The 14,064-nt window shown below is 65.1% G+C and carries 12 protein-coding genes; 8 read left to right on the top strand and 4 right to left on the bottom strand.

Going from position 1 to position 14,064, the window contains the following annotated elements:
* Nucleotides 1-19: 19 nt before the first annotated feature.
* The 4 genes from radC to ACMHYJ_RS08335 all read left to right on the top strand — a co-directional run bounded on the left by radC (nt 20) and on the right by ACMHYJ_RS08335 (nt 4,470).
* Nucleotides 20-697 (top strand): RadC family protein, encoded by a 678-nt coding sequence (gene radC / locus ACMHYJ_RS08350; protein ID WP_414245759.1) that lies wholly within the window; start codon nt 20-22, stop codon nt 695-697.
* Nucleotides 698-848: 151 nt separating this feature from the next.
* Nucleotides 849-1,109 carry a type B 50S ribosomal protein L31 gene (locus ACMHYJ_RS08345; protein ID WP_414245758.1) on the top strand — a complete coding sequence of 87 codons (261 nt, stop codon included), beginning with the start codon at nt 849-851 and terminating at the stop codon, nt 1,107-1,109.
* 110 nt (nt 1,110-1,219) lie between these two features.
* Complete coding sequence (locus tag ACMHYJ_RS08340; protein WP_414245757.1) at nt 1,220-2,974, top strand: ArnT family glycosyltransferase; 1,755 nt, start codon at nt 1,220-1,222, stop codon at nt 2,972-2,974.
* 98 nt (nt 2,975-3,072) lie between these two features.
* Nucleotides 3,073-4,470, top strand: a complete 1,398-nt coding sequence (locus tag ACMHYJ_RS08335; RefSeq protein WP_414245756.1) for an MATE family efflux transporter — start codon at nt 3,073-3,075, stop codon at nt 4,468-4,470.
* A gap of 21 nt (nt 4,471-4,491) precedes the next feature.
* Here ACMHYJ_RS08335 and ACMHYJ_RS08330 read toward each other — a convergent pair whose 3' ends face one another.
* The 4 genes from ACMHYJ_RS08330 to ACMHYJ_RS08315 all read right to left on the bottom strand — a co-directional run bounded on the left by ACMHYJ_RS08330 (nt 4,492) and on the right by ACMHYJ_RS08315 (nt 9,306).
* Entirely contained in the window at nt 4,492-5,745 is a 1,254-nt protein-coding gene (locus tag ACMHYJ_RS08330) for a quaternary amine ABC transporter ATP-binding protein (protein ID WP_414245755.1), read from the bottom strand.
* Between the two features lies 1 nt (nt 5,746).
* Nucleotides 5,747-6,601 carry an ABC transporter permease gene (locus ACMHYJ_RS08325; RefSeq protein ID WP_414245754.1) on the bottom strand — a complete coding sequence of 285 codons (855 nt, stop codon included), beginning with the start codon at nt 6,599-6,601 and terminating at the stop codon, nt 5,747-5,749.
* 9 nt (nt 6,602-6,610) lie between these two features.
* A complete protein-coding gene (locus tag ACMHYJ_RS08320) occupies nt 6,611-7,564 on the bottom strand; it encodes an ABC transporter substrate-binding protein (protein WP_414245860.1) in 954 nt (317 codons plus the stop codon).
* Between the two features lie 482 nt (nt 7,565-8,046).
* Nucleotides 8,047-9,306: a class I SAM-dependent methyltransferase gene (locus ACMHYJ_RS08315; protein WP_414245753.1), complete on the bottom strand. Its 1,260-nt coding sequence runs from the start codon at nt 9,304-9,306 to the stop codon at nt 8,047-8,049.
* A 120-nt stretch (nt 9,307-9,426) separates the two neighbouring features.
* On the opposite strand from ACMHYJ_RS08315, the gene ACMHYJ_RS08310 reads away from it, so the two are divergent.
* From ACMHYJ_RS08310 to leuS, 4 genes are all read left to right on the top strand, one after another.
* A complete protein-coding gene (locus ACMHYJ_RS08310) occupies nt 9,427-10,635 on the top strand; it encodes a Bcr/CflA family multidrug efflux MFS transporter (RefSeq protein WP_414245859.1) in 1,209 nt (402 codons plus the stop codon).
* A gap of 58 nt (nt 10,636-10,693) precedes the next feature.
* The gene (rpmB, locus tag ACMHYJ_RS08305; protein WP_043681023.1) at nt 10,694-10,930 is read left to right on the top strand and encodes a 50S ribosomal protein L28; all 237 of its coding nucleotides are present in this window, start codon (nt 10,694-10,696) and stop codon (nt 10,928-10,930) included.
* 18 nt (nt 10,931-10,948) lie between these two features.
* On the top strand, nt 10,949-11,116 hold the full coding sequence (gene rpmG, locus ACMHYJ_RS08300) for a 50S ribosomal protein L33 (protein WP_094854780.1): 168 nt from the start codon (nt 10,949-10,951) through the stop codon (nt 11,114-11,116).
* Nucleotides 11,117-11,409: 293 nt separating this feature from the next.
* The gene (gene leuS, locus ACMHYJ_RS08295) at nt 11,410-14,061 is read left to right on the top strand and encodes a leucine--tRNA ligase (RefSeq protein WP_414245752.1); all 2,652 of its coding nucleotides are present in this window, start codon (nt 11,410-11,412) and stop codon (nt 14,059-14,061) included.
* The last annotated feature ends 3 nt before the right edge of the window (nt 14,062-14,064 follow it).

Below are 14,064 nucleotides of genomic sequence, written 5' to 3'. Positions count from 1 at the left end.
GCGTATTTTAGGGCCTATCATGCCACAATCCAGCCAATCCCCCTGCAGTGAACGTCCCCGCGAGCGCCTGCTGCGCCACGGCGCGACGGCACTGACCTCGGCCGAATTGCTGGCCATCCTGTTGCGCACCGGCACGCGCGGGCGCAATGCCGTGCGCATGGGGCACGACCTGCTCGAACATTTCGGCGGCCTGCGCCGCCTGCTGTCGGCCGAGGCCGGCGCCTTGCTGTCTTTTCCCGGCATGGGCCATGCCAAGACCTGCGAACTGCTGGCGGTGCAGGAGCTCGGCCGCCGCGCCCTCGAAGAACCGCTGCGCCTGGGCCGCACGCTGAACCAGCCGGACCGGGTCAAGGCCTACTGCGCCATGCGCCTGGCGCACCTGCGGGTGGAACACTGCATCGCGCTGTTTCTGGATACCCAGCTGCAGCTGATCGACTGCGCGGAAATCGCCCGGGGCACGCTGTCGCACGCGTCGATCTACCCCCGCGAAGTGGTGCGGGCCGCGCTCGGCCACCACGCCGCCGCCCTGATCCTGGCGCACAACCATCCTTCCGGCCTGGCGGAGCCCAGCGCGGCGGACATTGCCCTGACGCGCCAACTGAAGCAGGCCCTGGCGCTGGTGGACGTGCGCCTGCTGGATCACCTGATCGTCGGGGCCACCGAGGTGACTTCGCTGGCCGAACGCGGGCAGGTATAGCGCACCGACAACTATGCTAGAATGAGCAGCTTGACTCGGATACGTTGCTGGGATTTTTGACAAGACACGGGGTTTTTGGTTTTTGCAACAAGAAAAACCCGTCTTGCCCATCTGGCTGGCGACCCTTTTATTACAATTTACGGACTTCATCATGAAAGAAGGCATCCACCCCGAATACCGCGAGGTCGTGTTTCTGGACCTGCAAACCGGCAATAAGTTCATCTCGCGTTCGTCGCTGAACTCGCGCGAAACCACCGAGATCGACGGCAAGACCTACCCGCTGTTCAAATGCGACGTCACCTCCGAATCGCACCCCTTCTACACCGGCGCCCAGACGCGCATCGTGGAAACCGGCCGCGTCGAGAAATTCCGCGCCCGTTTCGCCCGCACGGCCGGCACCATCAAGAAATAATCCGCGCCACGCATGCCTGGGCACCCCCCGGTATGTACTGGATAAAAGGCAGCCAGTCGGCTGCCTTTTTCATTTAACATGGCCCTGTCCCTGTCTCTGTCGATCTATCCGTGAACACAGAATCCCTGCGATCCACGCCTGCCCGGCTGACCGCCACCGCAGCGGCGAAACTTCCGCGCCTGTTCCTGGTGACGGTGGGCCTGGTCTACATTCTGGCCGGATTGTTCTATCGAGATCCCTGGAAAACCGACGACGTGGTCAGCCTGGCCACCATGCTGACGGCCCTGTCCGGCCAGGATCACGCCTGGCTGCTGCCGCGGGTGGGCCACCTGGCCCAGGCGCAGGACGGGCCGCTGGTCACCTGGACGGGGGCGGCCTTCATCTGGGCATTCCGCCCCGTTCTGGAATACGGCTTCGGCCCGCTGAACGCCGCCATCATTGCCTCGCGGCTGCCCAATATCCTGTGGTTCGCCATCCTGACCAGCGCGCTCTGGTATGGCACGTACCTCCTGGGGCGGCGCCCCGAGGCCCAGCCGCTGGCCCTGCCCTTTGGCGGCGAACCCACCGAGCGCGACTACGGACGCATGCTGGCCGACGCCGCCCTGCTGCTGATCGTCGCCACCGTCGGCATCATCTGGCGCATGCACGAAACCTCCGAAGTGCCCGCGGTCATCGCCTGCCAGGCCCTGGCTTTCTACGCCATCGCCCGCATGCTGGATCACCCGGTCTCCGGGGCGGTCACCTTGGGGATTGCCATCGGGGCGGCCTTCCTGGCCCGCGGCTGGCTGGGCTGCCTGCCCGTGCTCCTGGCCTGCCTGCTGGTTTTCCCGGCCCACCGCCCGCTGGCCCACGCGCGCAAGTGGCTGGCGCTCAGTGCGCTGATCGGGATCGCCCTGGGCCTGGCGTGGTGGCTGCCCGCGCAGGCCGCCAGCCCCTACTGGGCCTTGCAGTGGCAGCTGTGGTCGGCCCATGCCTTCAGTTGGCCCAGCACCCGCGCCTGGTTCAGCATCGCCCGCGACCTGCCCTGGTTTCTGTGGCCCACCTGGCCCCTGGCCCTGCTGGCGCTGTGGCGCTGGCGCGGCTGGTTCGGCGCGCCGCACATCCGCATCCCGCTGGGCCTGGCCCTGGGGGCGGCGCTGGCGCTGCTGGCCAACAGCGACCCCTTCGAGCCCGAATACAGCATGCTGGCCATTCCCTGCGCCGTCCTGGCCGCCTTCGCGCTGCCGACTTTGCGCCGTGGCGTGGTCAACACGCTGGATTGGTTCGCCGTGATGTGCTTTTCACTGACGGCGGCCACCGTATGGCTGGGCTGGGTGGCGCTGCAAACCGGCTGGCCCGGCCAGATCGCCGCCAATATCGCGCGCCAGACGCATGGCTTCGATGCGCAGATCGTCTGGCCCGCCTTCCTGATCGCTCTCCTGGGCACGGGCGCCTGGGTCGTTCTGGTGCGCTGGCGCCTGCACAACCACCCCGCCGGCCTGTGGCGCGGGACTGCCCTGTCGGCCGGCGGCCTGCTGATCACCTGGCTGCTGCTGGCCACCCTCTGGATGCCGGCGCTCGACTACGTGCGCAGCTATCGCGGCGTTTCCGCCTCCCTGGCCCAGGCGCTGGCCCGGGCGCAAGGCCCTGGCGAGTGCATCCGCACCCAGGGCCTGGGCAGCGGGCAGCGGGCGTCGTTCCTGGTCTTCAACCAGCTCGAATTCCAGTTCGACGCGCAGTGCCCGCTGCTGCTGCAGCAGCTGGACATGCGCAGCCCCGAGGCCCGGCGGCAGCCGCCCGCAGGCTACCGCATGCTCTGGGAAGGCCGTCGCGGGCCCGACCGCCACGAGATGTTCCGGCTGCTGCGCGCGCAGCCCGGCGCCTGACCCGCCGATCCCCGATTTCCCGATCCTTGATCCTTGATTCTTGATTCTTGATTCTTGATCCCTGATTTCTGATTCATCCATTCCGGGCTTCCCAGCACATGTCCGCATCCCGATTGCCGGCCACCGCGCCCTGGCGCACGATTCTGCAGCAATCCTGGCCCATCCTGATCAGTTCCTGGGCCGGCATCGTCTTTGCCGTCATGGACACCGCCATGGTGGGCCACACCGACGCCATCGACCTGCAGGCCATGTCCTTGGGGGCCTCGATCTACATCACGGTGTTCGTCGGTCTGATGGGGGTGATCCACGCCCTGATTCCCATCGTGGCCCAGCATTTCGGCGCCCGGCAGCCGGCCCTGGCGGGCCACGCCTGGGGACAGGGCATCTGGCTCGCCCTGGCCCTGTCGGGGGTGGGGGCGGCCAGCCTGCTGTTCCCCGATTTCTGGCTGGCCCTGTCCGGCGACATCCAGCCCGCGGTGCGTGAGCGCGTGGCGGGCTACTTGGCCGCCCTGGCCCTCGCCTTGCCCTCGGCCCTGCTGTTTCGCACCATCTACGCCACGGCCACCGCGATTTCGCAAACCCGGGGCGTCATGCTCATCAACGTGGGCAGCGTCGCCTTCAAGCTCCTGTTCAACCTTTGGTTTATTTTCGGCGGCCTGGGGCTGGCCCCCATGGGGGCGGTGGGCGCCGGGGCCGCCACCCTGGTGGTCAACTGGATGATGCTGGCCGCTGGCTGGTGGATGGTCGGACGGCATCCGGCCTTCACGGCACTGGGGCTGCGCATCGGCCGACCGCGCTGGGCCGACCAGAAAGCGTTGCTGCGCTTGGGGCTGCCCATGGGCGGCTCGTACCTGATCGAAGTCTGCGCCTTCAGCTTCATGGCCCTGCTGGTGGCCCGCGACGGCCTGTACGCCAGCGGCGCCCAGCAAATACTGGCCAACCTGGTGGCCCTGTGCTATATGCTGCCCATGTCGCTCAGTCTGTCGACGGCCTCTCTGACCGCCCAGGCCGTGGGGGCCCGTCAGCTGGCCGAGGCGCGCCGCAACGGCCTGCACGGAATCGCCCTGGTGATCATCGGGGCGCTGCTCACCAACCTGGTTCTGATCTTCGCCCAGACCCAGATCGTGGCGCTGTATACCGATGAAGCCCAAGTGGCCGTCATCGCCCTGGCCCTGCTGCAGATCGCGCCCTGGTTCCATTTCTGGGATGCCATGCACTGCATCAGCGCCTATATCCTGCGCGCCTACAAAATCGCAATCGTGCCGCTGATGCTGCAGATCATCATCCTGACCGGGCTGGGCCTGATCGGCGGCTGGTGGCTGGGGTACGGCCCCGGGGCGGGCCGGCTGGCCCCCGTGGTGGCCTGGTTCATGCCGGGCGCGCCGGTGGGGGCGGGCACCATGTGGGTCATGGCCATGGCTGGCCTGGCGCTGACTTCCCTGCTGCTGTTCGCCTGGTACGGCCACACGCTGCGGCGCCAACGGCCGGCCCGCTGAAGGGCCGCCCGTGGCGCCCCGTCAGGCCGCGCAGGTGTCGTCCGCAACCAGCCCCGGTTTCCCGGCCTGCGTGCCGGCGTCATCCGCGTCATTGGACGGCGTGCCGGCGGGCGTGACCAGCTCGACGACTTTGCTGCGTGACAACACCCCGATGAACTCCCCTTGTTCGCCGGTGACGGCCAGGGGTGCCGGGGTGCGCAGCAAACGCGCCAGGACTTCGTCCAGGCCGGCGGACGCCGGCACGGACGCCATATCGGAAAGATAGCGCGCAATATCGCGCGCGCCGTCCCGCACCGCCCGCTGGGCATCGTCGCGCATCAGGACGCCCGCCAGGCGCTTGCCGTCCAGGACGGCGGCATAATCGTAACCGCGCGCCTGCAGACGTTCGAGGGCATGCGCGGGCTTTGTGCGCATCGTCAGGTTGAGCGGACGCTCGTTGACGGCATGCGACGCATTGAGCACCTTGCCCCGGTTGACGTCCTGCAGGAAAGATTCGATGTAGTCATTGGCGGGCGACAGGAGAATGTCTTCGGGCGTGCCTTCCTGGATGAGTTCGCCGTCTTTCAAAATGGCGATGCGGTTGCCCAGGCGCAAGGCTTCGTCCAGATCGTGGGTGATGAAGACGATGGTCTTGTTCAGGCGCGCCTGCAGGGCCAGCAGCTGATCCTGCATCTCGTGGCGAATCAAAGGGTCGAGCGCGGAAAACGCCTCGTCCATCAGCAGGATCTCCGCATCGGTGGCCAGCGCCCGGGCCAGGCCCACGCGCTGCTGCATGCCGCCCGACAACTGATGCGGATACTGCGCCTCGAACCCGGACAGGCCGACCTGGTCGAGCCAGTGTTTCGCGCGTTCGTTGCGCTGGGCGCGCCCCACCCCCTGCACCGCCAGGCCATAGGCGGCATTGTCCAGCACGGTGCGATGCGGCAGCAGCCCGAAGCGCTGGAACACCATGCTCATTTTCTGCTGGCGGAATTGCTCCAGTTCTTTGGGCTTCAGGCCCACCACATCCACGCCATCCACCAGGATCTGGCCCGCGCTGGGTTCGATCAAGCGATTGAAATGCCGGATCAGCGTCGATTTGCCCGAGCCCGACAGGCCCATGATGACATGGATGTCGCCTTCTTTGATGGACAGGCTGATATCCCGCAACCCCAGCGTATGGCCGCTGCGGTCGAGCAGGGCTTCTTTGGACAGGCCGTCGCGGGCGGCCTGCAGCCAGCGATCCGGGTGCGGGCCGAAGATTTTATAAATATTGCGGACTTCGATTTTGTTCATGTCAGGCCCCCCGGGCTTGTTGCCGTTGGCCGAATTGCTGCGTGATGCGATCGAAGATGATGGCCAGCACCACAATGCCCAGGCCCGCCAGCAGGCCACGCCCCACCTGCAGGCGATTGATGCCCTGCAGGACTTCGTAGCCCAGGCCGCGCACCCCGATCATGGAGGCGATCACCACCATGGCCAGCGCCATCATGGTGGTCTGGTTGATGCCCGCCATGATGTTGGGCATGGCCAGCGGCAGCTGCACGCCGAACAGCTGGCGCGTGCGGCTGGCGCCGAACGAACGCGAGGCTTCGAGGACTTCGGCATCGACCAGGCGGATGCCGAGGTCGGTCAGGCGGATGACCGGCGGCACGGCATAGATGACAGTGGCGAAAAGCGCCGCCAGCTTGCCCAGGTTGAACAACATCACCACGGGAATCAGGTAGACGAAGCTGGGCATGGTCTGCATGACGTCCAGCACCGGCAGCATGACGGTGCGCACCCAGCGGAAGCTGGCCATGGCGATGCCCACCGGAATGCCGATCACCACGGAAAACACGACGGCGACCAGCATCAGCGACAGCGTCTGCATGGAGGCCTCCCAGAGGCCGATGGCCCCCAGCAGGCACAGCAACCCGCCCATGGCCAGGCTGAAGCGCCACTTGCGGCTGCCCAGCCAGGCGATGCCCACCACCACCAGCACGATGGCCCACCAGGGCGAATGACGCAGCAGGTTGTCGGCCCAGATGAGCAGATCCAGCAAAGGCTGGGTAATGGCGCGCAGGATATCGGAATACTGCATGACCAGCCCATTGACGAAATCGTCAATGGGCCGCTGCAGATCCCGAGCCGAGATCAGTTCAGGAAACATATGCCCCCCTTACAAGGCGGCCTTGACCCGTTCTGTCACGTCGGCGGGCAGCCATTGGGTCCAGACGTCCTGCTTGTTCTTCAGGAACCACATGGCGGTGGGCTCAGGCTCGGCTTCGTTTTTTTCCATGTAGGCCATGGCTTCGTTCATGTCGTCCAGCGGGACGCTGACCTTGGCGAGGAATTCGGTCAGCTTGGGCGCGTCCTGGGTGAACTGCGTGGTGACCGCCGTGAAAACCGGATTTTCCGGGTAATCCGTGGCCTGCGGGTTTTCGCAGTTGGGGTCGGTCAGGCACTTTTGCTGCTCGGCGTTATAGGGGGGCAGTTCGAGCTTGACCAAATCCATAGAGCCCACCAGCGGGGTGGGATACCAGTAGTAAAAGACGACGTTTTCCTTGCGGTTGTAGGCCGCGGTCAGAGCGGCCTTCTGTGTGGCGCCCGTGCCCGGGGAAAACAGGGTGAAGGTATCGCCCAGGCCCAGCGCCTTGAACAGGTTGGTGCTGACGACTTCGCAGCCCCAGCCGGCCGGGCATCCGTAGAAGCGGCCCTTGGAGGGTTCTTCGGGGTCTTTGAAGCTCTCCCAGTATTTGGGCAGATCGGCGGCTTTTTTCAGATCGGGCAGGCGTTCAGCCGTGTATTTGGGGATGAACCAGGCTTCGCCGCCCATGTAGATGTCGCCGATGCGCTTGACCTTGCCGGAGGCCTCGGCCTGGGTCCAGGGTTCGAGCGTGCTGTTCAGCCAGATTTCGCTGTTGATGTCGAGATCGCCGCGCTGCAAGGCGGCCAGGGCCGGGAGGGTTTCGGTGGGCAGGACTTCGGATTCGCAGCCATAGCCGTTTTTGACGATGAAACGCTCGATTTCCACCAGAACCAGATTGGATTCCCAGTTCATCCCGCCAAAGCGCATGGGGCGATCCAGCTCGCACTGCGGCGCATCGGCGGCCAGGGCCGCCGTGGGCGCCATCGACAGGCCGGACAAGGTGGCCGCCAGGGCCAGCCCCAGCAACGGCTTGGACCAACGGGAAGACGAAGCCGCCTGATGCGGCAAATAGGAAGAAATAGACATAAAGCCTCCTTTGGGTTACGGAGACGCCTGGAGCCATTGTGCCAAACGCCATAGCTTAGGGGAGGGTGTGCGGAAGACAGTGAAAAACCGCCAATACATACCGACACTGTCGGTGCGAAGCACCGTAGACAGTCGAAGACAAACCCCAAAAGGGGCATTGTCGCGAACAGAATTGAACAACAGAGATACAACAGAAGCGCTATTTTACACGCTAAATCACAGAAAATAAAGACCTTTATCGAAATGCAAGAAGAAACCCCCAAAGAAACGCCCAGCCCGGACGCCTGAATCGGCAGGCTTTCCCGATGCCGGAAAACCGGCATCGGGGGTTGGATTCGACCGCCATGAAATCATCCCGGCGGACGATTTCATGGCCGGCCTTATGCTCGCCGATAGATGTAGTCGCGGCGCCAGGGGTAGGCCTGATCGGCGGGGTAATCGAGCTCGTCGGCGCGCCCCGAGGGCTGGCGCTGGGCGATGATCTGGTGCAAGGCGATCCAGCCATATTCAAAGCCCATGGCGCACCCCGCCAGGTACATGCGATAAGCCCGCAAGGACCGTTCGCCCTCGGGGGTATTCAGGATGGCGCGGGCCTGATCCAGGCGGCTTTCCAGGGCGTCGCTCCAGGCCCACAGGGTGCGCGCATAATGCGGCCGGATGTTCTCGACGTCCAGGTCTTCCAGGCCGGCCTCGGCCATGGACTGCAGCACATAATGGATGTGGGACAGCTCGCCCCCGGGGAAAATGAATTTTTCGATGAAATCGCCCATCCCGGCGCCGAGTTCGGCGTTGCTGATGCCGCCCGCGGTGATGCCGTGGTTGAGAATCAGCCCCCCCGGGCGCACCAGGCGGTAGAGCTTGGCAAAATAGCCCGTCAGTTGGGATCGGCCGACGTGCTCGAACATCCCCACCGAAGAAATTTTGTCGTAGGGCCTGGATTCATCCAGCTTGCGGTAGTCCAGCAACTGCATGCGCACGCGGCCCGCCAGGCCTTTTTCCTGGATGATCTGGTTGACATAGGCATGCTGGTGGTGCGACAGCGTGATGCCGGTGACGTCGATGTCATAGTGTTCGGCGGCCCACAGCATCAAGCCCCCCCAGCCCCCGCCCACATCCAGAAAACGTTCGCCGGATTTCAGGGCCAGCTTGCGGCAGATGTGATCCAGCTTGGCTTCCTGGGCTTCGGCCACCGTCATGTCGGGCCGCCGGTAGTAGGCGCAGGAATACACCCGGCGCGGATCGAGCCAAAGGGCGTAGAACTCGTCCGATAGATCGTAGTGGAATTCGATCTGGCGCGCATCGCGGTCGACCGAATGCCGCCAGACCGACACCAGGCGCTGCACCAGGCTGGTGAACCACCCCAGCTGGGCGGCGGCCACGGGCGATCCCGGCAGAATCCCGGCGGCCAGGCGCATGAGATCGCGCATGGCGCCGCTGAATTCAAATTTGCCATCGACGTAGTCTTCGCCCAGTGCCCCGACCTCGCCCGCGGCGAAATGGCCCAACACCGTGTGATCCCGGATATCGAAGTGCAGGCGCGCATCGGGCGGGCCGATTTTCTCGCCATCCGGCAGTCGCATGGAGACTGGAAAGGGTAAAGCCCCCAGTTTGTTTTCGATGATGGATGCAATTGCAGTCAACAGAGCCTCCCTCAATTCAAATCAGGTCCTTGTTATAGTAGCGCCAAAACCATGACTGGCGTTGTCGCGCCACCACACCTGCGCCACCCCTTCTTTATGCTCCGTTTTTTCCCCTCCCTGATGCCCGGATGGCTCGTCCTCATGGGGGCGCTGGCCGCCCTGGGGCCACTGGCCATCGACATGTACCTGCCCGCCTTCGGCCACATGGCCGATGAACTGCAGGTGCCCCAAGGCCTGGTCGAACGCACCCTGGCGAGCTATCTCCTGGGCCTGGCGCTGGCGCAGCTGCTCTACGGCCCGCTGGCCGACCGCTACGGACGCCGCCTGCCGCTGCTGGGCGGCCTGGCCCTGTTCACGGTGGCGTCGCTGGCCTGCGCCACCAGCCAGGACATCGGCCACCTGACCGCCTGGCGCGTGGTGCAGGCCTTCGGCGGGGCGGCGGGCATGGTGGTGCCCCGGGCGGTGATCCGCGACCACCTGGACACCCGGCAGGCCGCCCAGGCCCTGTCCCTGCTCATGCTGGTCATGGGCGTGATGCCGATCCTGGCGCCGCTGCTGGGCGGGCAGGCGGTGATGCTGGGCTCCTGGCGGCTGGTGTTCTACCTGATGGCCGGGGCCGGCGCGCTGCTGGGGCTGGCCGTCTTGCTGCGCATGGAAGAATCCCTGGCGCCGGAGCGCCGCACCCCGCTGGCCGTGCGCACGATCCTGCACAATTTCGGCCACCTGCTGGCGCACCGCGGCTTCATGGGCTATTCGCTGGCGGGCGGTCTGGGCACGGCGGGCATGTTCGCCTATATTGCCGGCTCGCCCCTGGTGTTCATCGACCTGTACGGCATCGACCCCCGCTGGTTCGGCCTGCTGTTCGGCCTGAACGCGCTGTGCCTGATCGTGGCGGCGCAGTTCAGCGCCCGCCTGCTGAACCGCCACCGCCCGCTGGCGCTCTTGATGCGCGCCCAGTTCACGCTGGTTCTGATGACCCTGGCCGCCCTGGCCCTGACGCTGCTGGGCTGGATCAATCTGCCCTTGCTGATGCTGTGCCTGATGGGCTTCATGGCCAGCCAAGGCTTTGTCGGGCCCAATTCCGCCGCCCTGGCGCTGGCCGAACAAGGTCCCCGCCTGGGAACCGCATCCGCCCTCATGGGGTCGATGCAGATGTTTTGCGGGGCGGCGGCCGGCCTGGCCATCAGCCTGTGGCACACCGACAGCCCGCTGCCGCTGACTGCGGTGCTGGCCGCCTGCGCCCTGTTGTCCTGGCTATCGGGCCGGTTCGGCATGCGCCACGACCGGCGGCGCACCCAAGCGGCGGATGCGGCCGACCGACTTGATTAAAGCCAGGGTTTCAGTATAGAATGACAGGCTTTCCTGATATAGACACAGAGGTGAGACCATGGCACGCGTATGCCAAGTAACCGGCAAAGGCCCGATGGTGGGCAACAACGTTTCGCACGCAAACAACAAAACCAAGCGTCGTTTCCTGCCCAACCTGCAATCGCGCCGGTTCTGGGTTGAATCCGAAAACCGCTGGGTGCGCCTTCGCGTATCCACCAAAGCCCTGCGCACCATCGACAAGAACGGCATCGACGCCGTCCTGGCCGACCTGCGTGCCCGTGGCGAACTGGCCTGACCGGCCTAGGAGCACATCATGGCAAAAGGTATCCGCGAGAAAATCAAGCTCGAATCCACCGCTGGCACGGGTCATTTCTACACGACCACCAAAAACAAACGCAACATGCCGGAAAAAATGCTGATCAAAAAATTTGATCCGGTTGCGCGCAAGCATGTCGAATACAAGGAAACCAAGCTGAAATAATCCGGGATGCCTCTCCCGGACTGTCTCACCGGTTCCCCAAATCCCCGCCTTGGAGCGGGGATTTTTTTTACCGCCGGGCCGCCCCAAGGTAAAAACACCCCCCGTGGGGAGATAAGGCCAGGCGCGGGTCAGCCCCCTGCGGGCTGACCCGCGCCTGCCGCATCCCAGCGGCCTGCAAGCCTCGCGGTGGACAGCCAGCAGGCGCGGCCTGCGCCGCGTGGGGTATTTTTATGGGATTGACCCCTTATAATGGGCAGCTTGGCCCATATCTTTCAATCATCCCAGACATTTCCATGCAGCAACGCTATACACCGAATCAGGTCGAAACCGACGCCCAGGCCCACTGGCGCACAGAGGACGTCTATCGCGTCACCGAGCACGCCGTTCAGGCCGATGGCACGCCCAAGCCCAAGTTCTACGCCTGCTCGATGCTGCCCTACCCCAGCGGCAAGCTGCACATGGGGCATGTGCGCAATTACACCATCAACGACATGATGACCCGGCAATTGCGCATGCGCGGCTACAACGTGCTGATGCCCATGGGCTGGGATGCCTTCGGCATGCCCGCCGAGAACGCCGCCATGAAATCCGGCGTGCCCCCGGCAAAATGGACCTACGACAACATCGCCTACATGAAGAAGCAAATGCAGGCAATGGGTCTGGCCATCGACTGGTCGCGCGAAATGTGCGCCTGCGACCCGGCCTACTACAAATGGAACCAGTGGCTGTTCCTGAAAATGCTGGAAAAAGGCATCGCCTACCGCAAGACGCAGGTGGTCAACTGGGATCCGGTCGATCAGACCGTGCTGGCCAATGAACAAGTCATCGACGGGCGCGGCTGGCGCTCGGGCGCGCTGGTCGAAAAACGCGAAATCCCCGGCTATTATCTGCGCATCACCGATTACGCCGACGAACTGCTGGACACCCTGGAAGACGGCCTGCCCGGTTGGCCCGAGCGCGTGCGCCTGATGCAGGAAAACTGGATCGGCCGCAGCGAAGGGGTGCGTTTCGCCTTTCGCCACGACATCCGCGACCCGGACGGCCAACTGATCCAGGATGGCCTGATGCACGTGTTCACCACCCGGGCCGACACCATCATGGGCGTCACCTTCTGCGCCGTGGCCCCCGAACACCCGCTGGCCGCCCGGGCGGCCCAGGACAACCCGGCCCTGGCCGCCTTCATCGACGCCTGCCGCCAGGGCGGCACCACCGAAGCCGAAATGGCCACACGCGAAAAAGAAGGCCTGCCCACCGGGCTATTCGTCACGCACCCCCTCACGGGCGACGCCATCCCGGTCTGGGTGGGCAATTACGTGCTGATGAGCTACGGCGACGGCGCGGTCATGGGCGTGCCCGCTCACGACGAGCGCGATTTCGCCTTTGCGCGCAAATACGGCCTGCCCATCAAGCAGGTCATCGACGCCCAGGGCCAAGCCTGGTCCGACACCGCCTGGCAGGACTGGTACGGCGACAAACAGGTCGGCCATACCGTCAACTCCGGAAAATACGACGGCCTGACCACGGCCCAAGCCATCCCGGCCATCGCCGCCGACCTGGCCGCCCTGGGCCTGGGCCAGCTGCGCACCACCTGGCGCCTGCGCGACTGGGGGATTTCCCGCCAGCGCTACTGGGGCACCCCGATCCCCATCATCCACTGCGCCGATTGCGGCCCGGTGCCGGTGCCCGAACAAGACCTGCCCGTGGTTCTGCCCGACGACCTGGTTCCCGATGGCAGCGGCAACCCCCTGGCCAAAAACGAAGCCTTCCTGTCCTGCCACTGTCCGTCCTGCGGCAAACCGGCCCGGCGCGAAACCGACACCATGGACACCTTCATCGACTCGTCCTGGTATTTCATGCGCTATACGTCGCCGGGCAACGACCAGGCCATGGTCGATGCCCGCAACGACTACTGGATGCCCATGGACCAGTACATCGGCGGCATCGAGCACGCCGTGCTGCATCTGCTGTACGCGCGCTTCTGGACACGCGTGATGCGCGACCTGGGCATGCTGAAATTTTCCGAGCCCTTCACCCGGCTGCTGTGCCAGGGCATGGTGCTCAACCATATCTATTCGCGCAAGAACGCGCGCGGCGGCATCGAATACTTCTGGCCCGACCAGGTCGACAACCTCACCGACGACAAAGGGGCCATCATCGGCGCCCGCCTCAAGGCCGACGGTTCTCCCGTCGACTACGGCGGGATCGGCACCATGTCCAAATCCAAGAACAACGGCGTCGATCCGCAATCGCTGATCGACAGCCTGGGGGCCGACACCGCCCGGCTGTTCGTGATGTTCGCCAGCCCCCCGGAACAAACCCTGGAATGGTCGGACTCCGGGGTGGACGGCGCGCACCGGTTCCTGCGCCGTCTATGGGCCTTTTGCCATACCCACCACGACGCCCTGCGCCGGCACGCGCAGCCGCTCGCGCAATGGGACGGCCTGGACGATGCCCAGGCCGCCTTGCGCCGCAGCATCCACAGTCTGCTGCGGCAGGCCGACTACGACTATCAGCGCATTCAATACAACACGGTGGTCTCCACCGCCATGAAAATGCTCAACACCCTGGAAACCGCGGCCCAGGCCGGGGTGGGCGGGGCCGCGCTGACCGAAACCACATCCATCCTGCTGCGCGTGCTGTATCCCGTGGTGCCGCACATCACCTGGCAGCTGTGGCGCGACCTGGGCCTGGCCGGCGTCTTCGGCGACCTGCTGGACGCCGCCTGGCCGGCCGTGGACGAAGCCGCCCTGCTGGCCGACACGATCGAGCTGGTGCTGCAGGTCAACGGCAAGACACGCGGCCAACTCAGTGTGCCGCAGGCCGCCGACAAAGCCGCCATCGAAACCCTGGCGCACGCGCACGAGGCCGTCGGACGGTTTCTGGAAGGCCGCCCGCCCAAGCGTGTCATCGTGGTGCCCGGGCGCCTGGTCAACGTGGTCGGATAAGCC

Origin of the sequence: Castellaniella hirudinis (assembly GCF_047468865.1) — a bacterium.
Lineage (GTDB): Bacteria > Pseudomonadota > Gammaproteobacteria > Burkholderiales > Burkholderiaceae_B > Castellaniella > Castellaniella hirudinis_A.
This window is presented reverse-complemented; position numbering and strand designations above follow the sequence as displayed.